Source organism: Pontibacter populi, from assembly GCF_019336435.1.
GTDB classification, from domain to species: Bacteria; Bacteroidota; Bacteroidia; order Cytophagales; family Hymenobacteraceae; genus Pontibacter; species Pontibacter humidus.
Genome location: NZ_JAHWXQ010000006.1, coordinates 1 through 24,125 on the forward strand (window position 1 = coordinate 1; position 24,125 = coordinate 24,125).

24 protein-coding genes and 1 tRNA gene are annotated in these 24,125 nt (G+C 45.4%); 11 read left to right on the forward strand and 14 right to left on the reverse strand.

Features of this window, described 5'->3' with window-relative positions; genetic code table 11:
- Positions 1-162: 162 nt before the first annotated feature.
- Positions 163-324, forward strand: a complete 162-nt coding sequence (locus KYK27_RS16485; RefSeq protein WP_199111416.1) for a hypothetical protein — start codon at positions 163-165, stop codon at positions 322-324.
- A 106-nt stretch (positions 325-430) separates the two neighbouring features.
- Here KYK27_RS16485 and KYK27_RS16490 read toward each other — a convergent pair whose 3' ends face one another.
- The 5 genes from KYK27_RS16490 to rpmH all read right to left on the reverse strand — a co-directional run bounded on the left by KYK27_RS16490 (position 431) and on the right by rpmH (position 4,070).
- Positions 431-940, reverse strand: coding sequence for a DUF2480 family protein (locus tag KYK27_RS16490; RefSeq protein WP_199111417.1), 510 nt, complete (start codon positions 938-940; stop codon positions 431-433).
- 11 nt (positions 941-951) lie between these two features.
- On the reverse strand, positions 952-1,692 hold the full coding sequence (gene tsaB, locus KYK27_RS16495; RefSeq protein ID WP_246594271.1) for a tRNA (adenosine(37)-N6)-threonylcarbamoyltransferase complex dimerization subunit type 1 TsaB: 741 nt from the start codon (positions 1,690-1,692) through the stop codon (positions 952-954).
- Between the two features lie 85 nt (positions 1,693-1,777).
- Positions 1,778-3,433, reverse strand: a complete 1,656-nt coding sequence (locus KYK27_RS16500) for a S41 family peptidase (protein WP_199111419.1) — start codon at positions 3,431-3,433, stop codon at positions 1,778-1,780.
- A 28-nt stretch (positions 3,434-3,461) separates the two neighbouring features.
- Positions 3,462-3,866 carry a ribonuclease P protein component gene (rnpA, locus tag KYK27_RS16505; protein WP_199111420.1) on the reverse strand — a complete coding sequence of 135 codons (405 nt, stop codon included), beginning with the start codon at positions 3,864-3,866 and terminating at the stop codon, positions 3,462-3,464.
- Between the two features lie 45 nt (positions 3,867-3,911).
- On the reverse strand, positions 3,912-4,070 hold the full coding sequence (gene rpmH / locus KYK27_RS16510; protein ID WP_162428478.1) for a 50S ribosomal protein L34: 159 nt from the start codon (positions 4,068-4,070) through the stop codon (positions 3,912-3,914).
- A 196-nt stretch (positions 4,071-4,266) separates the two neighbouring features.
- On the opposite strand from rpmH, the gene KYK27_RS16515 reads away from it, so the two are divergent.
- Positions 4,267-5,994, forward strand: coding sequence for a M61 family metallopeptidase (locus KYK27_RS16515; RefSeq protein ID WP_199111421.1), 1,728 nt, complete (start codon positions 4,267-4,269; stop codon positions 5,992-5,994).
- Between the two features lie 73 nt (positions 5,995-6,067).
- On the opposite strand, the gene KYK27_RS16520 is transcribed toward KYK27_RS16515, so the two are convergent.
- From KYK27_RS16520 to KYK27_RS16540, 5 genes are all read right to left on the reverse strand, one after another.
- Positions 6,068-6,268, reverse strand: coding sequence for a hypothetical protein (locus KYK27_RS16520; RefSeq protein WP_199111422.1), 201 nt, complete (start codon positions 6,266-6,268; stop codon positions 6,068-6,070).
- A 143-nt stretch (positions 6,269-6,411) separates the two neighbouring features.
- Entirely contained in the window at positions 6,412-7,335 is a 924-nt protein-coding gene (locus tag KYK27_RS16525; RefSeq protein ID WP_199111423.1) for a PfkB family carbohydrate kinase, read from the reverse strand.
- A gap of 139 nt (positions 7,336-7,474) precedes the next feature.
- Positions 7,475-7,548, reverse strand: a tRNA-His gene (locus KYK27_RS16530).
- Positions 7,549-7,955: 407 nt separating this feature from the next.
- Complete coding sequence (locus tag KYK27_RS16535) at positions 7,956-8,324, reverse strand: DUF6980 family protein (RefSeq protein WP_199111424.1); 369 nt, start codon at positions 8,322-8,324, stop codon at positions 7,956-7,958.
- A gap of 15 nt (positions 8,325-8,339) precedes the next feature.
- Positions 8,340-9,674, reverse strand: coding sequence for a dihydroorotase (locus KYK27_RS16540; RefSeq protein ID WP_199111425.1), 1,335 nt, complete (start codon positions 9,672-9,674; stop codon positions 8,340-8,342).
- 143 nt (positions 9,675-9,817) lie between these two features.
- Here KYK27_RS16540 and KYK27_RS16545 point away from each other — a divergent pair, with 143 nt between their 5' ends.
- Entirely contained in the window at positions 9,818-11,173 is a 1,356-nt protein-coding gene (locus KYK27_RS16545) for a DEAD/DEAH box helicase (RefSeq protein WP_199111426.1), read from the forward strand.
- A 70-nt stretch (positions 11,174-11,243) separates the two neighbouring features.
- Here the strand turns inward: KYK27_RS16545 and KYK27_RS16550 are convergent, their stop codons facing one another.
- Together KYK27_RS16550 and upp are read right to left on the reverse strand one after the other, a co-directional pair.
- Positions 11,244-11,651, reverse strand: coding sequence for a small multi-drug export protein (locus KYK27_RS16550; protein ID WP_219337374.1), 408 nt, complete (start codon positions 11,649-11,651; stop codon positions 11,244-11,246).
- 227 nt (positions 11,652-11,878) lie between these two features.
- On the reverse strand, positions 11,879-12,535 hold the full coding sequence (gene upp, locus KYK27_RS16555) for a uracil phosphoribosyltransferase (RefSeq protein ID WP_199111561.1): 657 nt from the start codon (positions 12,533-12,535) through the stop codon (positions 11,879-11,881).
- 231 nt (positions 12,536-12,766) lie between these two features.
- Here upp and KYK27_RS16560 point away from each other — a divergent pair, with 231 nt between their 5' ends.
- From KYK27_RS16560 to KYK27_RS16595, 8 genes are all read left to right on the forward strand, one after another.
- Entirely contained in the window at positions 12,767-14,440 is a 1,674-nt protein-coding gene (locus KYK27_RS16560) for a hypothetical protein (protein WP_199111427.1), read from the forward strand.
- 261 nt (positions 14,441-14,701) lie between these two features.
- Positions 14,702-16,540 (forward strand): ABC transporter ATP-binding protein, encoded by a 1,839-nt coding sequence (locus KYK27_RS16565; RefSeq protein WP_199111428.1) that lies wholly within the window; start codon positions 14,702-14,704, stop codon positions 16,538-16,540.
- Between the two features lie 130 nt (positions 16,541-16,670).
- Positions 16,671-17,018: a hypothetical protein gene (locus KYK27_RS16570; RefSeq protein WP_199111429.1), complete on the forward strand. Its 348-nt coding sequence runs from the start codon at positions 16,671-16,673 to the stop codon at positions 17,016-17,018.
- A gap of 9 nt (positions 17,019-17,027) precedes the next feature.
- On the forward strand, positions 17,028-17,600 hold the full coding sequence (gene lpcA, locus KYK27_RS16575; protein ID WP_199111430.1) for a D-sedoheptulose 7-phosphate isomerase: 573 nt from the start codon (positions 17,028-17,030) through the stop codon (positions 17,598-17,600).
- A gap of 88 nt (positions 17,601-17,688) precedes the next feature.
- Positions 17,689-18,357, forward strand: a complete 669-nt coding sequence (locus tag KYK27_RS16580) for a hypothetical protein (RefSeq protein ID WP_199111431.1) — start codon at positions 17,689-17,691, stop codon at positions 18,355-18,357.
- Between the two features lie 168 nt (positions 18,358-18,525).
- Positions 18,526-20,064, forward strand: coding sequence for a YifB family Mg chelatase-like AAA ATPase (locus KYK27_RS16585; protein WP_199111432.1), 1,539 nt, complete (start codon positions 18,526-18,528; stop codon positions 20,062-20,064).
- Positions 20,065-20,296: 232 nt separating this feature from the next.
- The gene (locus tag KYK27_RS16590) at positions 20,297-20,860 is read left to right on the forward strand and encodes a porin family protein (RefSeq protein ID WP_199111433.1); all 564 of its coding nucleotides are present in this window, start codon (positions 20,297-20,299) and stop codon (positions 20,858-20,860) included.
- A gap of 316 nt (positions 20,861-21,176) precedes the next feature.
- The gene (locus tag KYK27_RS16595; protein ID WP_233150496.1) at positions 21,177-21,836 is read left to right on the forward strand and encodes a porin family protein; all 660 of its coding nucleotides are present in this window, start codon (positions 21,177-21,179) and stop codon (positions 21,834-21,836) included.
- Positions 21,837-21,935: 99 nt separating this feature from the next.
- Here KYK27_RS16595 and KYK27_RS16600 read toward each other — a convergent pair whose 3' ends face one another.
- Together KYK27_RS16600 and plsY are read right to left on the reverse strand one after the other, a co-directional pair.
- Positions 21,936-23,297, reverse strand: a complete 1,362-nt coding sequence (locus KYK27_RS16600; RefSeq protein ID WP_199111434.1) for a dipeptidase — start codon at positions 23,295-23,297, stop codon at positions 21,936-21,938.
- 84 nt (positions 23,298-23,381) lie between these two features.
- Complete coding sequence (gene plsY, locus KYK27_RS16605) at positions 23,382-24,029, reverse strand: glycerol-3-phosphate 1-O-acyltransferase PlsY (RefSeq protein WP_199111435.1); 648 nt, start codon at positions 24,027-24,029, stop codon at positions 23,382-23,384.
- Positions 24,030-24,125: the final 96 nt, after the last annotated feature.

A 24,125-nucleotide genomic window follows, 5' to 3' on the forward strand; every position in this document is an offset into this window, starting at 1 on the left:
TATAGTAGCTCTCGCTGCTGTAATGGAGGTTTTTCTTCCGTTCCAGTTACTGCGCCTCTTTCCAACTTCTCACTTCCCTTCCTGCTGAACGGGTTGCAAAAGTACGCACTCTTTGTTAAGATGCAAGGCCCGATGCAGAAGTTTTTCTGTGTGCACCGCTAAGTGGCTGATTACGAAAAGATTCTTTTTCAGCCTGTGTTCCCGACACCGGCTATAGATGCCTTGCCCGGCTTTCCGCTTACTTTCTTTCTTCGTATTCCTTTGCCCGGCGGCCCCGGACGTGAAGTGATAACAAGTAAAGGATCCGGGAAAGTTCCCTTATAGTATCAGATTTCTTACTTATCAACTTTACTCCTTTATAAAACAAAAGCCCCGCTATAGTTAGCGGGGCTTTCCTGATCATTAGATCTCTTCTCTATTATAGTAGCAACTATACTTTTGGCTTTTTATATAAAGGCACGGTACTGCATGGCTCACCATACATTACGCTGCTTACTACCGGTAATAATTTCTGCATGATCTCAACATAAGCGAATGTAGGCACTGGTATACTTCCGCATCCTTTGATCACTACTTTACCTTCGCGATACTCTTCCGGATCTATTTTAGCAATTGCTTCCTTAAGCAGCGACTGCTCTAATGCTTCCAGATCTCCGAATACGTAATGGTTTGCATGATTCTGGAGTTTGGTAGCCAGCAGCATGTAAGCCCAGGTTGGAACTATAGCATCGGCTGAACAAATAATGGCAACGTTTTTACCATCATAAGCCGTCCAGTCATTCTCCTTTATAAAAGCTCTGAAATCTTTCTCTCTCAGCATTAGCCCATGAAAGAGATTTTCTTTGATATCATATACTACACGCTCGCCGGGGTGCAGCAGTTCTTCCAGGTTTATAGTTACGAGCGCACTTTGTGCTACTTTGTTTATCAGCTCTGACATATTGTTATTTTTTATGCCTTTGGTTTACTACTAGTAATATAAACATCTTTCAGATAGAAGGGTTCATAATAAGCCACATCTTCGAAAGCCTGTTCATTATATTTCTGCAACGCCAGTTCTCCCATTGGTTTAGCAGACAATACTACATCATCTATAAAGAGTGCCTGCTTATTTTCTTCATGAAACTGCTTTAGCTTACTCGCCCCACTTCCGAAAAAGATGATCGGTTTAAGCTGAAGCTGTTCAGCAAAAGTATCTGCATCTAAAACGATAGGCTCTATAGGCAGCACTTCATTAAGCTGATGATCGAGCAGGCAGGTATAAACTTCCATGCGACGGGCATCGAGCATCGGGCAGAACAGGTATTGCTCCGGGTTTGGTGTAGTTTTAATTACCTGCAACGCCAGGCTATGTAAAGTCGATACCGAAATAAGTGGCTTATCCAGTGCATAACAAATACCTTTAGCCGTTGCGCTGCCAATCCGCAAACCTGTGTACGAGCCCGGCCCTCCTGAAACAGCAATCGCATCGAGTTGTTTTAACGTAGCTCCGCAATTTTCCACCAGTTGGTCTATCATCACGGTTATATGCGACGAGTGTGATTTCTCGATCTGTAGTTCTGATGCCCCCAGCAATTGTGCATCGCGGTGCAGGGCAACGGAGCAAACAGTAGATGACGTTTCGAGGGAAAGTAATAAAGGCATTCTGTTTATAGTTGTGTACTGCAAAAGTACTGCACACGAACGATGCATACAACTATACTATAATAGTGTCGGTCTTAAAGCAAAAAGGAGACACTTTGCAGCATCTCCTTTGTTTTATAGTTTACTTATAACCTTATTTTGATTTCACTTTCAGGTAAGATGCATATTTCTGAGGATCATTCAGCACATTCTTCGCCATTATAATATCCTGGTCATCGTCGAAAGATGCTTCGATGTAGCCTTTCTGCAGATAATAGCGTGAGGCGATCTCGGCCTCCAGCATTTCCTGTATCTCAGGGCGGAAACGCTGCAGATCGTTGGATTTGTTATGCGACACTTTTTTACGGATAGCATCGAGTTCGCTCTTTATATCATCGTAATGTTTTCCTTCTTTTGATTTGTCAGTCAGCTCCACAAGTTCCTGCTCTACTGTTGTAGTATAAGACACATCCTTATCAGCCAGGAAAGCAACAAACTTCTGGTAATCGGCATCCGATAACTGGAAGTCTTTGGCAGAAGCTATAGTTGGGTGCTCTGCTTTATATTTGTTGGCAAACTCAAACAAGTAGCCTTTGCCAACTATAGTTCGGGCAATCTCAGAGTATTCGGTTTGTGGCACTTCCACATCCGGGCTGATACCACCACCATCATACACCACACGACCACCGGCAGTTTTAAAAGCTACCCTTAAAGAATCCGGAATAGAGGCCACGCTGCCATCTTCGTTGCGGTGTGAATAATCTATTGCCTGAATGCAACGGCCACTTGGCGTATAGTATTTAGCTGTTGTTACTTTTAGTTGCGAGTTATAAGATAGTGGTCGGGTGGCCTGCACCAGTCCTTTACCAAAGGTACGCTCGCCTACCAGAACCGCCCTGTCATAATCCTGCATAACGCCGGCTACAATTTCGGCTGCCGATGCGCTGCGGGAACTGGTAAGCACAACCAATGGCACTGATTTATCAAGCGGCTCATCTAAGGCTTTGTAGGTTTTATTCCACTCTTTTACTTTACCCTTGGTGCTAACGATGTCTTTGCCTTTGTCAACAAATATGTTCGAGATGTTTACAGCTTCATGCAGCAGACCACCCGGGTTATCGCGCAGGTCAAAGATTATCTTCTTGGCGCCCATCTCCTTTAGTTTCTGAACCGCCTGTTTTACTTCTCTGGAAGCATCCATGGTAAAACCTGAAAGCTGGAAGTAGCCGATCTCGTTATCAAGCATACCAATATAAGGCACGTTCTCTACTGTTATATTAGCCCGAAGCAGCTCAACGGTACGAGGCTTTGTTTGTCCGTAGCTTTTGATCTCCAGTTTTATAGGGGTATTTGCTTGTCCTTTGAGCAGTTTGCTTACTTCAGCAGATGGTTTGCCTGTCACATTAACGCCATCAATTTTCAGGATCTGGTCGCCTATAGTTAGCCCGGCTTTCTGCGCCGGCGAACCTTCGTAAGGCATCTGGATCACTACTTTACCATCATGCACACCAATTCCTGCCCCAATACCACCATACTGGCCAGTGGTCATGGTACGGAAATCTTCGATATCGTCTTCGGGAATATAGTTGGTGTAAGGATCCAGCGATTTAAGCATGGCATCAATACCGGTACGCATCATTTGTGCAGGTGGCACTTCATCCACGTAATAGGTATTTACTTCTTTAAAAAGGGTGGCAAATACGTCGAGGTTTTTAGCAATCTCGAAGTAACGGTCAGAGTCAGATTTAAAAGATACCAGGCCCAGGCCTACACCAGCCACTAAAATGCCGGCGATATATTTTTTATACATAATTTTCGGGTTAGAGAACAAGAAAAGCCTACGTATTGAGACAACGTTCTAAACCGGAAATTAGTTTTTTCTGAATAGATTGAAAGGATTTTTTTTCTTTGCCGATATAAAGGATACCTAGCAAAGCGGGTGCTTTAGCCGGATCGGCAAGCAGAAGATGTTTGTTAAGACGGTATGCCTCACGCATTTGCCGTTTAAGGCGGTTGCGATCTACAGCGCGTTTAAAATGGCGCTTGGATACAGAAATAACAACCTGCGTAAGTGCAGGTGTTATGCCAGGCTCAGTATAATAAACGAAGCGAAGCGGATACAAATTAAAAGAAGAACCCTTGGAAAACAGTAGCGTGATTAAGCGCTTACTGCACAAGCGTTCTTCTTTCGAAAATGTATGTGTTAAAGGCTGGGGCGCTTCGTGATCTTTATCGGAATCCATTCGTTAGAGCGGCTCCGTGCTCTACAAAGCACTAACCTGACTTAATTAAGCCTTATGTTTTCTTTCGTCAGAAACAGTTAGTCTCTTTCTGCCTTTGGCTCTTCTGCTAGCCAATACTCTTCTACCGTTAGCGGTCTCCATTCTAGATCTGAAGCCGTGCTTATTTCTTCTTTTTCTCTGAGAAGGCTGGAATGTTCTTTTCATCGTATGCCAATGGTTTTATTATGGCCTGCAAAATTAGTAAACCTTTGTAAATAACCAAAGCAGGCGCTGGATATTTTGTACAAATATAGCAGGTTTTTATCAGAGCTACAGTAAAAATATCAATTATAGCGCAGTACGAGTATAAAATGGCACAGCATAAACCTGTAAATTTATCGCATCAACTATAGTTTAAACTATGATCTTTTACCAACTCTCCTATAAATCGGCACTTTCTCATTTTGTTGATATCAGCCTTACTATAAGTGGCAACACGCAAAAGGAACTGTACCTGCAACTACCAGCCTGGCGCCCCGGCCGCTACGAATTGCAGCATTTTGCCCAGAAACTGAACCAGGTAACCGCAACAGCACATGGCGCAACTATAGCCACCCGGAAAATTACCAAAGATCGCTGGCAGGTTGAAACAGATGGCGCCGAAACGATAACTATAAACTATAGCTTTTATGCGCGGCAGATGGATGCGGGCGGCTCGTGGCTGGATGAGCAGATGCTGTACCTGAACCCAATAAACTGCCTGATGGCCGTGGAAGGCCGCCAACACGAACCCTGCGAAGTAACTGTAACCATCCCTGAAAACTGGCAGATCGCCTGCGGGTTACCGGAAGTAAGAAAGCACACGTTGCAAGCTGCGAATTACGACGAACTGGTAGACGGCCCGTTTATCGCCAGTGGTTCGCTGCAGCACGCAAGTTACAGTTTAGCCGGCACCACCTTCCATATCTGGATACAAGGCGACTGCAAACCTGACTGGTCAAAAATTATACATGACTTTGAAGCTTTTACCAAAGCACAGCTTGAAGTGTTTTGCGATTTCCCGGTACCGGAATACCATTACCTGAACCTTATTTTACCTTACCGCACTTACCACGGCGTGGAGCACAGCCATTCCACAGTTATCACGCTCGGGCCAGGTGAGCTGCTGATGTCGCCGGCTTTGTATAAGGAGTTTATTGGTGTGAGCTCGCATGAGCTTTTCCATACCTGGAACATAAAAAAGATACGGCCCAAGGAAATGCTGCCTTATAACCTGGCCCAGGAGAATTACTTTAAAACAGGCTATGTTGCGGAGGGCATTACCACTTACTATGGCGACTACATGCTGGCCCGCTCGGGCGTTTTTACAGCCAAGCAATATTTTGACGAACTAAGCACTACCCTGCAGCGCTACTTTGCAGACTACAGCCGTCATCACATGTCAGTCGCTGATTCGTCTTTTGACCTGTGGCTGGATGGCTACAAACCCGGCATCCCGGACCGAAAAGTATCTATCTATATAAAAGGTGCGCTAACTGCCTTGTTGCTTGATTTAAAATTGCGGAAGGAAACTAATAACCGGGCAAACCTGGATGCTGTGATGCGGGAATTATGGATACGGTTTGGTCAACAAACTATAGGCTACACAGAGCAGGACTATGCCGACCTGGTGGATGAAATTGCCGGGCAGTCCTTCAGGTCTTACTTCGACAACTATATAAATGGCACTGCGCCTATAGAACCTGTGCTTGACGAAGCTTTAAACTATGTTGGCTGTACGCTGAAGAGTAACGAAAACACACTACTATATGAGAGCCGGTTCGGGTTTAAAGTATCAGCAGACCAAACTATAAAAGTAACAGCCATAGCGCCAGCATCTCCAGCTTATAATAGTCTAAGTATAGATGACGAATTGGTAGCTTTAAACGGAAGAAAACTGGAACAGAACCTGCAGCATTTGTTACAGCAACTAGCTCCTACCGAAACTATAACGCTTACCCTATTCAGGGAAAAGCAGCTACAGCAGGTCATGCTCATTCCTGCTTCGCACACTTTTTATCCGAAGTATAGTATAGAGAAACGCCCTGACGCGACAACTATAGAAAAGCAAAACTTTAAGCTATGGCTACACCAGGAATTTGAAGCATAAAAAAAACGCGGGCAAAAGGTGTAAAACCTTCTGCCCGCGCATACTATTCATAGTCTTATTCTGTTCGGAAGCCTTACTTTTTATCGTAAGGCGTGTTATTGCCACCTTTCGCCAGGTTCCTGTTCGGATTCTGTACTTTGGTGTCAGATTTATTAAGCGCATTGCGTGGTGGGTTGTCATCGACATTACCCATCAGCTTCTTCGGATCCTGCTGTTGCGGATTATTTTTCTTCAGTTCGTCCTGAGTATTTTTATTCTTATTTTGAATGCTCATAGCTTGGATTCTTATGTAGTTCGTACTTTAGTTTTACCCCTGCAAGCACGGTTTAGTTACAAAACAGTTGATATAGTTTGAAATAGGGCAACAAAAAAGGGAAGCTTTCGCCTCCCTTTTTCTATACTTTATAGTTGCAGTTCTTACTGCAGCACGGTGTCAAAAGCAACCAGTTTCACAAACTCCTGCACGCGGTTTTCGATCTCTTCTTTGCTCAGGTTTTTCAAACGCTCCGTACCAAATTTCTCAACACAGAACGATGCCATCGCCGAACCATAGATAATAGCGCGCTTCATGTTCTCGAAGCTGATATCATCAGTGCTGGCGATGTAACCTATAAAGCCACCTGCAAACGTATCGCCGGCTCCGGTTGGGTCAAATACTTCCTCTAGTGGCAATGCAGGCGCAAAGAATACCTTGTCCTCGTTAAACAACAGCGCACCGTGCTCCCCTTTCTTGATGATCAGGAACTTAGGGCCCATCGCCATGATCTTTTTGGCAGCTTTTACCAACGAATACTCACCGCTCAGCTGGCGTGCTTCTTCATCGTTAATAGACAGTACGTCTACCAGTTTCAGGGTTTCCATCAGTTCTGGCAGGGCAATGTCCATCCAGAAATTCATGGTGTCCATCACGATCAGCTTTGGCTTTTGCGTCAGGCGCTCGATCACGGTTTTCTGTACCTGCGGTGCAAGGTTACCCAGCATCAGGTATTCGCAGCCTTGGTAGCTAGCCGGAATGATCGGGTCGAAATCGCCCAGCACATTCAGTTCTGTAACCAGCGTTTCGCGGCTGTTCATGTCGTTAAAATAGCGGCCAGACCAGAAGAAAGATTTCTCATTCTCCTTTACCTGCACACCTTCGGTGCTGATGTTGCGCTCGTGCATCAGTTTGATGTGGTCCTGATCGAAATCGCCACCAACTACAGAGACTACATTTACCGGCTTCACGAAATATGAAGACGAAAGAGAAATATAAGTAGCTGCGCCACCTACAATCTTATCAGTTTTACCGAAAGGTGTCTCCAGCGCATCAAACGCCATCGAACCTACTACTACTAAGCTCATATCTTTAATTGTTGATTGTTAAATTGTTTAATTGTTGAATGGTTTTTGCCACTTCACATTCTGAATCAGCAGTTTAACCATAAAGCAATTTAGCAATTAAAATAAAAAAAGCCCCTGAAGGTTCGCTTCAAGGGCTTTGGGTGACCGATGGGATTCGAACCCACGACTTCCAGAATCACAATCTGGTGCTCTAACCAACTGAACTACGATCACCGTGTCTCGTTTGAGAGTGCAAATATACGGAGCAAATCACATAATGCAATACCGGGGATGCATTTTTGGCTAAAATTTTTCTAAAACAAGCTCCTGTAACTATAAGCTGCTAGTTATAAATAAGTTGCCATGATGCGCCTTATTTGCATTACCTCGCTAAGCCTTTACGAAGGACAACGCTCTTTCGGACATCTGTGTCCGAAAGCCCTCTGCCGGGGATTTCCTAATCCCCGTGTTGCAAGTAACGCGGACTAGGAAGTCCGCAGCAGAATTGGTTCCGGACATGGATTTCCGAAACAGCAAGGATGCCCGAAACAATAAGTTGTTGAATTTGTAACTAAACTGGGCCAGAGGGGCCCAACTATAGCAAGTCACGTGCGAGGAGGCTCGCGCCATACAACTATAGTTTACTTACTCAGCTTTGTACCGCACCACGGGCAATAATTGATCACTACCATGGTAGCGCCGCCGTTGTGCACTGGTATACCATAAAAGCCTTCATCCCATTTATTGATCACTACATCCGGGTCGTCGTACTTTATCTCTCCTTGCTCGTCCAGACTTTCGAATACTTTATCGGCCATCATCATGCAGCAATAACTTTCGTAGTTAAAACCCGCGGACGTTAGCTTTTCGGTAGTGGCCCAGTTGTAGCAATCCTCGTCTTCATGTATGGCATCGGCATAGGCCTCATACTCCTCCGATTGCAGCACTTCCTCCGGCAGCTCTTTCCCGAAAAATCGGGCGTGCAGTGCTTTAAATCTTTCTAACTCCATCGTGAACTATATTTACTAACGGTCAAATAACAGGCGCTCCCCTTTTTTGCTTTCATCAAACGCCCCGTTACTATAAGCCAAATGTCCCGAAACTATAGTTGAAACTATAGTTGAACTGAACGTATGGCCTTCGAACGGCGACCAACCACATTTATAGTAGGTGTTCTCTTTAGTAACGGTGTAGAGTTTGTTCAGGTCTACCAGCACCAGGTCGGCCCAGTAGCCTTCGCGTAAGTAACCGCGCTCGCGCACGTTAAACAGGATGGCCGGTGCATGGCACATTTTCTCCACTACTTTCTCCAGTGTCAGTTTGCCCTGCTTTACAAACTCCAGCATCATCTGCAGCGAGTGTTGAATAAGCGGCACACCGGATGGTGCTTGTTTGTACTTGCCTTGCTTCTCTTCCCATAAGTGCGGGGCGTGGTCGGTAGCAATGACGTCCAGTTTATCTTCCAGCAATCCCTTTAATAAACCTTCTTTGTGGCGATGCTCTTTTATGGCCGGGTTACATTTTATCTGGGTACCAAACGTATCGTAATCTTCTTTATCGAACCACAGGTGATGCACGCAAACTTCGGCAGTAATGCGTTTCTGCTCCAGCGGAATATCGTTGCGGAAAAGCTTCAGTTCTTCTTCGGTAGAGATGTGCAGTATGTGCAGGCGGGTATTGTGTTTCTCAGCGAGCTTTACCGCCAGGTAAGATGATTTAAAGCAGGCTGCTTCGTTACGGATCTCGGGATGACATTTAACCGGAATATCTTCTCCATACTTTTCCTCATACAGGGCCATATTATCGCGGATGGTCTGCTCATCTTCGCAATGCACTGCAATCGGCAGTTTGGCCTTGGCAAATATCTGCTCCAGCGTTTCGGCATTATCTACGAGCATGTTCCCCGTGGAAGATCCCATAAATATCTTGATGCCGCACACTGTGTTCGGATTGGTAAGCAACACTTCGGACAGGTTGTCGTTGGTGGCACCCATGTAAAAAGAGTAGTTCGCCAGCGACGTTTCAGCCGCTACTTTATATTTCTCTTCCAGAAATTCCTGGGTTACGGCATTCGGAACGGTATTTGGCATCTCCATAAAAGAAGTGGTTCCACCCGCCACAGCTGCTCTTGCTTCCGAACCTATAGTTGCTTTATGCGTCAGGCCGGGCTCCCGGAAATGTACCTGGTCATCTATCACACCGGGCAACAAGTGCAAACCGGTCGCATCTATCGTTTGGTCAGCTTCTATAGTTATAGTTTGCCCAATCTGCGCAATGCGTCCGTCTTTTACCAGTACATCGGCAGTGGATATAGTTCCTTCGTTTACGAGTTGGGCGTTTTTAATAAGTATGGATTTCATCTATAGTTTTATTCGTGAGCGGCTTTATTATCGGCTAATATACGGATGAAATCAGGTTTTACTGTCTCTGTTATACCAGCATTACCCGCTAACCATAAAATTACCGTACTTTTGTACTATAAACTATAGTATACATTATTCCCATGGCAGAAGAAGCAGAGAAAGAAGTAACCACGTTCGAAGATTTTAAACTGAACAGGCAGTTGCTGAATGCCATTGAAGAAGCTGGCTACGAAAAACCAACTCCTATCCAATTAAAGGCGATACCGGTAATTATGGGTGGCCACGATGTGATGGGTATTGCCCAGACCGGAACCGGCAAAACAGCTGCCTTTTTGCTGCCAATACTCATGAAGGTCAAATATGCGCAGGGCATGAACCCGCGCGCTATTATTCTGGCTCCTACCCGCGAGTTGGCTATGCAGATTGAAGAGAACGTTACCTTACTGGGTAAATACACTGACATCCGGCACACGGTTATTTATGGCGGACTTGGCCCTAAAACGCAGATCGAAACTATAAATAGAGGCTTAGATATACTGGTTGCCACCCCAAAACGCCTGATGGAACTATACCTGAAAGGCGAGCTGATACTAAAAGAAGTCAAAACGCTGGTGCTGGATGAAGCCGACAAAATGATGGACATGGGCTTTATGCCACAGATCCGCCAGATGCTGGAAGTGCTACCACGCAAACGTCAGAATTTGCTGTTCTCAGCAACCATGCACCCGAAAGTTGTAGAATTGTCTGAAGAGTTCCTCGAGTTCCCGACCCGCATTGAAGTAACGCCGCAAGCTACGCCTGTAGAGACGGTTAGCCAGTTATTGTACCAGGTGCCGAACCTGCGCACCAAGATTGCAATGCTTGAGCACATTATCCAGGACAGAGAAACGTTTAACCGCGTCATCATCTTTACCCGAAGCAAGAAAAATGCAGAGGATGTAGCCAAGTTCCTGGAGCGTCGTGAGTACGGCGAAGTGCGGGCCATACATGGCAACAAAGGCCAGAACACGCGCATCAACTCAATGGAAGCCTTTAAAGGTGGCGATGTGCGCTTTTTAGTGGCAACCGATGTAGCCTCGCGCGGGATAGATGTAACCATGGTGAGCCACGTGATCAATTTTGATGTACCGTTTGTGTACGAAGATTACGTGCACCGCATTGGTAGAACCGGTCGCGCTGAAAATATTGGAGCGGCTATTACGTTCGCTAACCCGGCTGAGATGTATCATATCCGCAAGATCGAAAACCTGATCCGGATGCAGATACCTGAAAAGCCGATGCCAGCGGAAGTAAAGATCCACGAAATTACTTTTGACGAACAGCAGGCTATCGCCCGGGATATTGACCATCAGAAACGCAGTGAGAACCCGGACTTTAAAGGTGCCTTCCATGAGAAGAAGGGCAAACACAAGTCAAACTTCGAGAAAGGAAAAAGAAAAGGCGACCCACGAGACTCCGGATGGCAGAAAACCAAAAAGAGAAGCAACAAAAGATAAGAAAGCAGAAGGGCCCGCAACTATAAATTGTGGGCCCTTCTGCTTTATAGTTTAAACTATAAGCTATGCTTTAAAAGAAAGCGGCGGCCAAATGCTTAAATTCGAGAACGAACAAGGTCAGGCACAGCCCCCAGAAAACAGAGCTCCAGAGCATGTGCACAAAAATGCGTTTGCGCGAAGCACCAAATAAGGCGGCAACTATAGTTCCAACTATAGGTGTGAGTAAAATAGGGGTTAAAAAAGCGATGCCGGTTACGCCAAATTTCTGCCATACTTTTACGATACGGCGGTTCTTGTTAGAAAAAACAGGTTTTTGCTGTTGTCTTCTGCGCTTCGATATCCATTTTGAGAAAGCATTACCGATGATTGAGAAAACAAGTACGCTCGTCATCATACCGGCCACTGTAAACAAAACCGTTTCCGTATACGACAGCCCCAGCGATATACCCGTAACCGGTCCGGCAAAGAATTTCACCATACTTATTAAGTACACCGACAAATATTTCAGGATTTCTACCAACACGTTGCTTTCTTCTTAAATTGTATTCCTACTTATTGCTATTCACTTTACACCCTGTATACGAAAAACACAGAATAAAATATAGCATTTTTCAAACAATGCAATTTCAAAAATCAGTCTATACATAAAGCCAAGCTATTGACTAACAGGCTACTATAAACTATAGTTCAGGTTTTTACCTGTTGTTATATCTTCGGACCAAATGCCAGGTCACCGGCATCGCCCAGGCCCGGCACTATATAAGATTTTTCATTCAGATGATCATCCAGCGCACCAAGCCATATAGTTGCTTCCGGTATTTCCTGTTGCAGGTACTTCACTCCTTCCGGCGAGGCAATTACAGCTGCCACATGCACCTGCACCGGTTTGCCATGGCGCAGCATTCCTTTGTAAGCCTTCACCAACGATTTACCGGTTGCCAGCATCGGGTCGGCAAGGATCAATATCTTATCGTGCAGGTCAGTAGAAGCCAGGTACTCCATGTTAATCTGCAGCTCGGTATTCTCTTCTTCAACGCGGTAAGCACCTACAAACGTACTATAGGCTTTATCAAAATAGTTAAGCATGCCATTATACAGCGGCAAACCAGCCCGGAGTATAGTTGCAAGCACCGGCTGGGCGGTAAGTAGCTGGGTTTGCGTTTGTGCCAGTGGCGTGGTTATTCCGGCAGTGGTATACGGCAATGTTTTAGATATCTCGTAGGCCAGCAGCTCCCCTAATCTCTCCAGGTTACGTCTGAAACGCAGGCTGTCGTGCTGTATGGTTACATCGCGCAGTTCGGCTACAAAATGGTTTGCCAGCGAAGGTGTATCAGTAAGGATGTGCAGTTTTCCGTTTTGCATAGTTACCGGTGTTTTACCGGATAAAGATACAGAAGTACCAGCGCCACACAATCTCTCCATCAATAAATTTATAGTTTGCGCTTTCATCTCCGGACCTACATGCAGCTAACTATAAAATATGAACTATAGCCATCCTGTATATTTTCTATAACAACAGAACAAAATCATATAAAAGCAGTAAATTCGGCTTTCAGGATATTGCTTTCTTATACTTACCTCTACACATAAAACATGAAACACATAGCATGTTTGCTGTTGCTGCTAGGCCTTGCCGGCGGCACAACCTTACAGGCCCAGGACACTTACGTGCCTTACGACCCGGACATTTACCGTTTGATAGACCGTTACCAGATCCTGTATGGCAACGAAGTACCTGAGTTTCATACAGCGGTTCGCCCGATTGGCCGACAGGATGTGGCTACGCTAGCAGAAATAAGTGCCCGAAATGCCCAGACCAGAACAGACCAGTTTAACACCCAGTACCTGCTGAACGACAACTGGAACTATACCGACCAAGAAGATAATGAGAGCAACCGTCCTGTTCTGAAATATTTTTACAGGAACAAGACAGACCTTTACCATTTCGAGAACGAAGACTTTACAGTACGGGTAAATCCTGTATTACACCTGGAGGTAGGCAATGATAACCAGTCAGATGGCATCCGCTACATTAACACCAGGGGGATTCAGATTGAAGGTTCTATTGACAAAAGGCTGGGGTTCTATACTTTTATTGGCGAAAACCAGGCCCGCTTCCCGGAGTATGTTGTTGACCGCATTGAGCGCGACAATGTAGTTCCGCACGAAGGTTGGTGGAAACCTTTCAAAACAAATGGTTACGACTTTCTGACTGCGCGCGGTTACCTGAACTATAGCCTGACCAAACATGTGGAAATTCAACTTGGTCACGACAGGCATTTTATAGGTGATGGCTACCGCTCCCTGTTTTACTCTGACTACGCGCCACCGGCATTCTTCCTGAAACTGAACACCCGCGTCTGGAAACTCCATTACATGAACCTGTTCCAGGAGCTTACGCCTCAGTTTAAAAGAACACAGGTAGATGAGCTTTTCGACAAAAAATACATGGCTTTGCACCGGTTGGGCATCAACCTGACACCTAGCTTTAACCTCGGCATTTTTGAGTCTGTCATTTTTGCCAGAGACCACGGCAAGTTCGAACTGCAATACCTGAATCCGATCATTCTTTACCGTACCGTAGAGCAAATGATTGGTAGTGAGGACAACGCAACAGTTGGTATTGATTTTAAGTGGAACATCCTGAACAGAGCACAACTTTATGGCCAGTTATACTTGGATGAGCTTAGGATAAAAGAAGTAAGATCGGGGAATGGCTGGTGGGGTAACAGGCAAGCCGGACAGATAGGTGCTAAGTATATTAATGCGTTCGGACTGCCAAACATGGACCTGCAGGGAGAAGTAAATATTATCCGCCCATACACTTATCAGCACCTGGATAACTATAGAAACTATCAGCATTATAATCAGCCACTGGCGCACCCTACCGGGGCAAACCTGTATGAATTTATTGGCATTGCACGTTACCAGCCTATACCGCGCTTGAATGTTACAGCTAAGGCTATCTTTACAAAATTTGGTCAGGATGAAGTAACCGCAACAGACACTATAAACTGGGGAAACAACATCAACTACCCGTACTCTAAACGGGCTTTAGGCTATGGCAATAAAATAGCACAAGGCAACACGACCAACCAACTGCATTTAGATTTTACGGCCAGTTTCCAACTGCGCCACAACGTATTTGTTGATCTGAAACAGATACTCCGCAGAACGGATGCAGAAGTGAATGCAATGGATTTGAATACCTCTTTCACATCGGTAGCTCTCCGCTGGAATATTCCGCAACGCTTGCACGAGTTTTAGGGCCTCCCTTACCCCTCCTAAAAACAGAAGGGAATAATGGTAAAGAAAACGGCTATACTTGTTTGCGCAGGTATAGCCGTTTTTTGTTTCCAGATGGCACCATGAGTTAAAACTGATTGTTATGCGTTATCTTTGCACAAAAATTGGCAAGCCAGTTTATTTCGTTAACAATTTTTAATTCACTGTCTCAGCATTAAAGAGACGCATGTTGCCATTCTGTAAAGTACAAAGGCTTTAGAGCAGGCAGCAGCACAAATCACCATGAAGACCTACCTTCGCATTTTACAGTTTGCAAAGCCTTATAGCCGGTTCGTGCCGCTGTACACTATCTATACTATACTTGGTATCATTTTCGGCCTGTTCAATTTTACGCTCCTTATTCCGCTGCTCGATGTGCTGTTCGGTAAAGTGGGCCAGGAACAGGTAATGGCAATGGTGGCGAACAAACCCGAGTTTGCTTTAAACTTTAAGTTCTTCCAGGATTTCTTTTACTATCATTTTGGGCAGATCATTCTGGACGCAGGCCGCCAGGGAGCGTTGCTGTTTGTTTGTATTATCATTGTAGCATCGGTTTTCCTGGCTAATTTGTTTCGCTACCTGGCCTTTAGGATTATAGGTGAGTTGCGGGCACACGTGGTCCGAAATATGCGTCAGTCAGTTTACAAGCGTGTGACGGAATTGCACATGGGCTACTTTAGCAACGAACGCAAAGGAGACCTGATGACCCGCATGACGGTGGATATCCAGGAGGTAGAAAGCTCGGTGGTAAGTACGCTGACTGTTGTGATCCGTGAACCGATCTCAATCATTGCGTTCTTTGTGCTGCTCTTTAATATGTCGGTGGAGTTAACCTTGTTCTCTCTTATCCTATTGCCGCTGTCCGGCGGTATTATTGCGGGCATCTCCAAACGACTGAAACGTAAGGCACAACAAGGGCAAAGCTCTCTCAGTTTCATACTTACTATTATCGACGAGACGCTGAGCGGCATGCGTGTTATTAAAGCATTTAATGCAGAGCCATTTATACTTGGCAAGTTTCACGATCAGAACAACCGCTACGCCAACATACAGCGCTCTATTGCACATAAGCGCGACCTGGCATCGCCGTTATCTGAGTTCCTTGGCGTGACGGTAGTAGCAGGCCTATTGTTATATGGTGGCACCCTGGTGTTGAATCAGCAGTCAGAGTTATCTGCCAGTGAGTTTATAACCTATATCATTCTTTTCTCGCAGGTGCTGGTTCCTGCCAAAGCTATGTCGTCTGCGTTCAGTAATATACAGCGCGGCTTGGTTTCCGGCGATCGGGTATTACAGGTGATCGACACAGAACCACAGATCGTGAACAAGCCCGACGCAAAAGTACTACCGGCATTCCAACATGAAATTGAGTTCCGGGACGTATCGTTTGCTTATGGCAAAAAACCAGTGTTACAGGATATCAACTTCAAGATTCAGAAAGGCCAAACTATAGCGCTGGTTGGTCAGTCTGGTGGCGGTAAATCTACGCTAGCCGACCTGGTACCGCGCTTTTACGACCCAACAGAGGGCGCTGTACTTATTGATGGACTTGATATCCGGGATTATACGATGGAGTCAGTTCGGGATCAGATCGGGGTTGTGACCCAGGAATCTATCCTGTTTAATGATACGATCTTCAACAACATTGCCTTTAACAAGACTGATGCTACCGAAGAAGAAGTGATTGCTGCCGCCAAAATTGCCAATGCGCACGAATTTATAGTTCATACTGAAGAAGGATATCAAACCATGATCGGTGACCGTGGTGGTAAACTTTCCGGGGGACAGCGCCAGCGTCTGAGCATCGCACGCGCAATCCTTCAGAATCCGCCTATCCTTATCCTGGATGAAGCAACATCTGCGCTGGATACTGAATCAGAAAAACTTGTACAGGAGGCATTAACCAACCTCATGCGAAACAGAACTTCTATCGTTATCGCACACCGTTTAAGTACTATTCAGCATGCTGATGAGATCCTGGTATTGCAAAAAGGCAAAGTGGTGGAGCGCGGTACCCACGACCAGCTGCTGACAGACAGCGGGTTATATGCTAAATTAACACAGATGCAGCTTGTGCAATAGTGGAATAATAGTATAATTAGGCATATGATATTGCGTTTTTAGATGAATTAGCAACAGGGTATTTTAAAATAACAATATCTTTTTATAGATTTAAAGAGACTTGATATAACACCTAAAACCACCCTGCAGCATGAGAATACTTAATACCCTATTTAACATAGTTGCCATTGCTTATGCCCTCACTATAGCTCTTGTGCTGACAGCTATAGTTACAGAGAGTGCAATATTTACCAGCGTAAGAACCGAGGCACAGGTTCTGGTACTTTACAAGGCTTTTGCCGGAGTAGGTGCAGGCTTGCTTCTGGTTAAAGTAGTGTTTAGTAGTTTATATGCTGCTAACCTGCGTTACGAGAACCATATTGCCCAGCTTAAGGTTAACGACCTGAAAGTGGAACTGTATGAGAGACGCCAGGAATTCAGAAGCAACAACTTCAGAACACCAATATCCGAAGAGCGCCTGGAGGTAGCAGCGGTTTAATTACATAAAATGACAACAACTATACTGGAAGAACTGGAGCAGGCCCAACAAACGCTTGCAAACTTTATTTCCGACAAAAATAACATTGCTGCCATAGAACAGGCGGCTAAAGTAATGGCCGAAGCTATAAACGCAGGTGGCAAAATAATTTCGTGTGGCAACGGCGGCTCTATGTGCGATGCCATGCATTTTGCCGAAGAACTGACAGGCCGCTACCGCGACAACCGGAAAGCTTTACCGGCCATCTCTATTTCGGATGTAAGCCACATGAGTTGCGTAGGAAACGACTATGGGTACGACTTTGTATTCTCGCGTTACGTGGAGGCATTAGGCAATGCAAATGATGTATTGCTCGGCATCAGCACCAGCGGCAATTCTGCCAATGTTATTAAAGCCGCCGAAGCAGCTAAAGCCAAAGGTATGAAAGTGGTTGGCTTAACCGGTAAGGATGGTGGGAAGCTGGCCACGCTCTGCGATGTGGAAATCCGGGTGCCACACATGGGCTACGCCGACCGTGTGCAGGAAATTCACATCAAGGTAATTCATATCCTTATCCTGCTCCTCGAAAAACAACTGACCTAGACATTTATAGTTTATACGCCGGAAACACTGGCACGTATAGGGATAAAAGCCTGCTATAGTTTGAGCAGCTTTCATCCCTATATTTTTTATGCGGCACCTTTTCATAGCTATCGTTTTACTGTCGTTTCTATCTTGCTCAGATGGCGGCACAAGAACCGCTGAAACTGAACAACCTCAGGAAGCAACCAGTAACATGCCGCCCGCAGACACAACACAGCTCAACAGCAAACCTATAGTTGCTGAACCTGCTCCTGATACTGCTTTCCGGATCGTACCCGGGCAACGCGTCGGGCAGATAAGCCTGGGAGAAACAGCGGAGAAGATAACCGGTACATTGGGCCAACCTGATAGCGGAGATGCTGCTATGGGCAAGGCCCTATCATTCTGGTATGGTAAACAGAAAAGGAAGCAGCATTTTGTAGCCGTATTTTTTATCAGAGGGAGCCATAACGGGCAGGAAAACATGTTTGCACGCCAGATCCGGGTGAACTCGCCCAGCTTTAAAACTATAGAAAGTATAGGTATTGGAAATAACATCTCAACAATAAGACAGCACCACACCTTACAGCCAATCGCCTATTATCTTAATCTGCAGCAACAGCGCACCTATATTTTTGATGATACCGCAGCCGGCATAGCTTTCGAAATCACCACTCCGGATAGTACCTGTACCGCTATCACCATTCATCAGAAAGGAGAAAATGTTACCAACTCCTACCTCCCTGTATATCCTGATCTGATAAGATTTAACAAATAGCAGCTTTACCGGAACTATACCAGCCAGCCACTTTTTCAGTACTGCAATTCGTCCATAAAAGGCTGTAACTGATTATCTTTACCGGCAACAGCAAAAACCGGAATTTATTTTCTTTGGCAGGTGTTCCGGCTCAAATCAATTTCAACTTGTACTTCCTTATCAGAAAGTATGCTCATTAAAACATTTGGCAGTGCCGTGCAGGGCGTAAATGCCTACACTATAACGGTAGAGGTCAGCGTAAGCGCAGGCACAAAATATTTCCTGGTTGGTTTACCCGACAATGCAGTTAAAGAAGGCGAACAGCGCATTGAGGCCGCACTAAAGCATTACAACTATAAAATGCCGCGCCAGAAAGTGGTCATCAACATGGCTCCTGCCGACATCCGTAAAGAAGGTTCCTCCTACGACCTGACTATAGCGATGGGTATTTTGGCTGCCTCCGGCCAGATAGCTCCTGATAAGGTTTCGCAGTACATGATCATGGGGGAGTTGTCGCTGGATGGGGAGCTGCGGCCAATTAAAGGAGTATTACCAATTGCGATACAAGCCCGCAAAGAAGGTTTTAAAGGAATTATTTTACCCGCCCAGAATGCTAACGAAGCAGCTATAGTTAATAACCTGGATGTTATCCCTGTAAGAACGATACAGGAAGCGATTGACTTTCTGGATAACAGGCTGGAGATTGAGCCGATGCAGGTAAATACCCGCGAAATGTTCCAGAACCAGGTAGACCAGTATGCCGCCGACTTTGCCGATGTGCAGGGGCAGGAAAACATTAAACGCGCCCTGGAAATTGCTGCAGCCGGCGGTCACAATTTAATTATGATCGGACCTCCGGGCGCTGGTAAAACCATGCTGGCAAAACGACTGCCCTCTATCTTGCCGCCACTCTCGATGCACGAAGCGCTGGAAACGACCAAGATACATTCGGTAGCAGGCAAACTAGGCGAAGCATCTTCTTTATTAACAACACGCCCTTACCGCTCTCCGCACCATACGATATCTGATGTAGCACTTGTAGGTGGAGGTGGCGTACCACAACCCGGTGAGATATCCTTATCGCATAACGGCGTTTTGTTTCTGGATGAGTTGCCGGAATTTAAGCGCACCGTGCTGGAAGTTATGCGACAGCCTTTGGAGGAAAGACGGGTAACTATATCCAGAGCAAAAACCACGATAGATTTCCCGGCTAACTTTATGCTGGTGGCCAGCATGAATCCTTGCCCATGTGGATACTATAATCATCCGGAGAAGGAATGTGTTTGCGGCCCTGGTGTAGTGCAAAGGTACTTAAATAAAGTGAGCGGCCCGCTTTTAGACCGCATTGACCTGCACGTGGAGGTTACGCCGGTAACGTTTGACGAAATGACAGCTACCCGCAAATCAGAAGACAGCACTACAGTTCGTGAAAGGGTAGTGCAGGCAAGGGCAGTGCAGCAGGAGCGCTTTAAAGATTTTCCGCAGATACACTCTAATGCCATGATGCCGTCGCAGATGGTAAAAGATATTTGCCAGATAAACGAAGCCGGCAGAACCTTACTGAAAACGGCTATGGAGCGCCTGGGTCTTTCGGCCCGTGCCTACGACCGCATCCTGAAAGTAAGCCGAACTATAGCCGACCTGGCTGACAGTTCTGAAATAAAAATTGAGCATTTGGCAGAGGCTATTCAGTACCGTAGTTTAGACCGCGAAGGCTGGGCGGCTTAAGCCATTTGGCACCAACTATAAATAACTAACTATAAACATTTTGCGCAACGCGACATCTATAAAAGGTGTCGCGTTGTTTTGTTCGTGCGCTATAGTTTGGCGTCTGCTCAAATTGCTACCCTCCTGCCTCAAATCAAAATAGTTTTCCTATACTTTTATCAGAACCATCCGTAATAGGCTTACATCAGGCTACGGCAGTGGCTTGTATGTAACACTTAACTGAATTATAAAAATGAAAAAGTATCTGGTATTATTTGTTTTCGCCCTGATAGCTACCGTTTCGGCGCAGGCGCAGGTGGGAATAGGCTTAAAAGTTGGTGCTAACTACTCAAACATAACCGGCGACGACGCCCCTGATTCCAATAAAAGATTATTCGGAGGACATGCAGGCTTAACAGCTAACTTCCCGATTTCATCAGATAATTTCTTCTCGGTGCAGCCTGAATTACTTTTCTCAATGAAAGGTGCCAAGAACGATGATACAGATGCCGACCTGAGACTTTACTATATCGATGTACCGGTGCTGGCTCGTTTTAATGCAGCTCCTCTATTTTTTGAGTTCGGCCCACAGCTTTCAATCAATGTAGGCGATAACGTAGACCTTGATGGTGTTGACCCGGACTATAGAAGAACTGGCCTTGGCTATGCAGCCGGCTTAGGAATTGCAACTCCATTGGGTGTAAGCTTAGGCCTGCGTTACAACGGAGATGTCTCTAAACTATTCGATGAAGGAGATGCCAAAATGTATAACGACGTATTCATGTTATCACTGGGTTATACCTTCACGAGCAGATAATTTGCCTTAGTACAACTTAAAACTATGGAAAAAAGCCTGGCCTCGGTCAGGCTTTTACTTTTTATAGCTGTCTCCAGAAGTTGATCTCAAGAAATATATAAACTCATTCTATATAGGGCTAAACTATATTCTGGCATTGTTGTTGTAAAGGGGTTATAAGATTGCAATCAGTGCAATTGGCGAAAGGCAAAATTTTTATAGTTAAACCTCAGCCACTTGCGCGCTTAGTTTGTTAAATATTAAGATTTCTGAATTAAAAACATCATAACTGCCGTATAAGGCTCGTTAGAGATTACAAAAACTAAAACTAAAGAACATGAAAAAGCTATTTATTATAGGTGCAATGTTATTTGCAGGCGTTACTGCTGCTCAGGCACAGTCAGGTATAGGTATTAGAGGTGGTGCAAATATGGCCAACCTTTCCGGCGATCTTCGTAACGAAGATAACTTCGAAAATAAGTGGGGCTTCCATGGCGGTATCACTTACAACATTGGCATAGTTGATAACTTCTTCTCTATACAGCCCGAGTTGCTTTACTCTCAGAAAGGTTTCAAAAATGCGGATACGGAGTTTGTAGTTGGTGGCGTAAATTATAAGCGTACTGGTAAGGTAAACTATAACTACCTGGATCTGCCAGTTCTGGCTAAAATCAAAGCTGGTCCGCTTTACTTTGAAGCTGGTCCGCAGGCATCTTACCTGATAGGTGTTAACAACGAAACCAAAACTTACCTGGATGGAAACCTCCAGTCTACTTCACGTGACGAAAAAGACAAAGAAGGCTTGAAAGAGTTTGAATTTGGTTACGGAGCAGGTGTGGGTTTTGCACTGGGTAACAGCCTTAACTTAGGTGTGCGTTACAATGGCAGCTTCAGCGATTTTGTAGATGAAGATGTCAACTTTAATGGTGATGTTACCAATGCGCGTCACTCTACCATTATGTTCACGCTGGGTTTAACTATACCATCAGCAAGATAATCTAAAATTGAATAGCTGCTAAACTATAGCAGTCAGTTTAAACAAAAATCCCCGGTGCTATAGTTGTACCGGGGATTTTTTATAGTTGGCAGATTATAGTTACCTGCTCATCTCAGCATAGTATTTATAGAACAACGGTATCGTTTCAATGCCTTTCATATAGTTAAAAACGCCAAAGCTCTCGTTCGGCGAGTGTATCGCATCGCTGTCGAGGCCAAAGCCCATCAGCACCGAGTCCAAGCCCAGTTCAGACTTAAACATGGCAACTATAGGAATAGACCCACCGCTACGCACAGGTATTGGTTTTACGCCAAAGGTTTCTTCGTAAGCTCTCGAAGCTGCCTTATATGCCACTGAATCGGTTGGCGTTACTACAGGCTCACCACCGTGGTGCGGCTTAACAAGGACTTTAACGCTAGCCGGAGCAATGCTTTCGAAATGCCTGGTAAACTTCTCTGTAATTTCTTCAGATGTCTGGTCAGGTACCAGGCGCATCGAGATTTTGGCAAATGCCTTGGAAGGAATCACTGTTTTAGCGCCTTCGCCAATATAACCACCCCAGATACCGTTCACATCCAGCGTAGGGCGTATAGAGTTGCGCTCCATAGTTGTGTAGCCTTCTTCGCCGTGTATGTCGCTTAAGTCAAGCGCTTTTTTATACTTCTCCAGGCTGAAAGGAGCGCGGGCCATTTCAGCACGTTCTTCTTCGCTCAGCTCCACTACGTTATCGTAAAAGCCCGGTATGGTTATGTGGTTGTTCTCATCATGCATCGATGCAATCATCTGGCAAAGGATGTTGATCGGGTTAGCCACAGCGCCGCCGTATAAACCGGAATGCAGGTCACGGTTCGGTCCGGTAACCTCTACTTCCAGGTAACTCATGCCGCGCAGGCCTGTGGTTATAGATGGTGTATCATTTGCCAGCATGCCCGTATCCGATATTAGAATCACATCAGCAGCCAGCTTTTCTTTATTGCTTTTAACAAAAGTAGCCAGGTTAGAGGAGCCAACTTCTTCCTCGCCTTCAATCATAAACTTCACGTTGCATGGCAGCGTGTTGTTGCGCATCATTACCTCAAATGCCTTTACGTGCATGTACATCTGACCTTTGTCGTCGCAAGCGCCACGGGCATAAATCTTACCGTCTTTAATTACCGGCTCAAAAGGTGGCGAGTTCCATAGTTCATATGGGTCGGCGGGTTGCACGTCGTAGTGCCCGTAAACCAGAACAGTTGGCAGGCTCGGGTCAATGATCTTTTCGCCATAAACGATCGGATACCCGGCAGTTTCGCATAGCTCCACCTTGTCGGTACCGGCTTCGCTTAAGCGTTCTTTTACAAATTCGGCAGTGCGCAATACATCCTGCTTAAACTTCGGGTCGGCACTAACCGACGGAATGCGGAGCATATCGAGCAGCTCGTTCAGGAAACGGTCTTTGTTCTCGGAGATATAGTTATTCATCAGCTTTACTTTTGTTTGAGTTAAAGTTAATAAAAAATGCCACCCTTACAGTAAAGAGTGGCATTTTAAGATCATCAGCTATAGTTATCTTTTGCGACCAATGGTAATGTTGGCTTTACTTTCCTCACCGGCAATCAGGCGGTTTATGTTCTTGCGGTGCGTAATAACCACGATGGCAAAAAGTATAAATCCGAAAATGATCAGGATTGGGTTATCCGGGTGGAAATGCGGGTGCAGCAGCAACAGCATCGGGAAAGCCAGCGCCGCGATCATTGAACCAAGCGAAACGTACTTGGAGACAAACAGCACGATGACAAAAACCACGATACAAACAAGAGCCGCTTCGGGCTGTATTGCCAGCATCATACCTAACAAAGTAGCCACGCCCTTTCCGCCTTTAAACCGCTCATATACCGGGAAAATATGTCCTACAACGGCCAGCATACCCATTAAAAGCTGAAAAACGATCAGGTTTTCTGCCGGAATGGCATCGAACAACACCAATAAATTGGCAAGTGATGTAGCCGCCCATCCTTTAAAAATATCGATGAGCATAACTATAGTTCCCGGCTTTTTGCCCAATACCCGGAAGGTATTGGTTGCACCGGAGTTACCACTACCGTGCTTGCGGATATCGATACCATAATACCATTTACCCAGCCAAACCGCCGTACAGATAGAACCAATAAGGTAAGCAGCTACAAAAAGTATAGCTATAAGAAGTATATTCATTAAATTGTATTTCTTGTTTTACGTTAGCCCGATGTTTCCACTTTGCCCTGTTTAAATGGCGTGGACGGCTTTAGAATCTCAAATATAGATAAATCT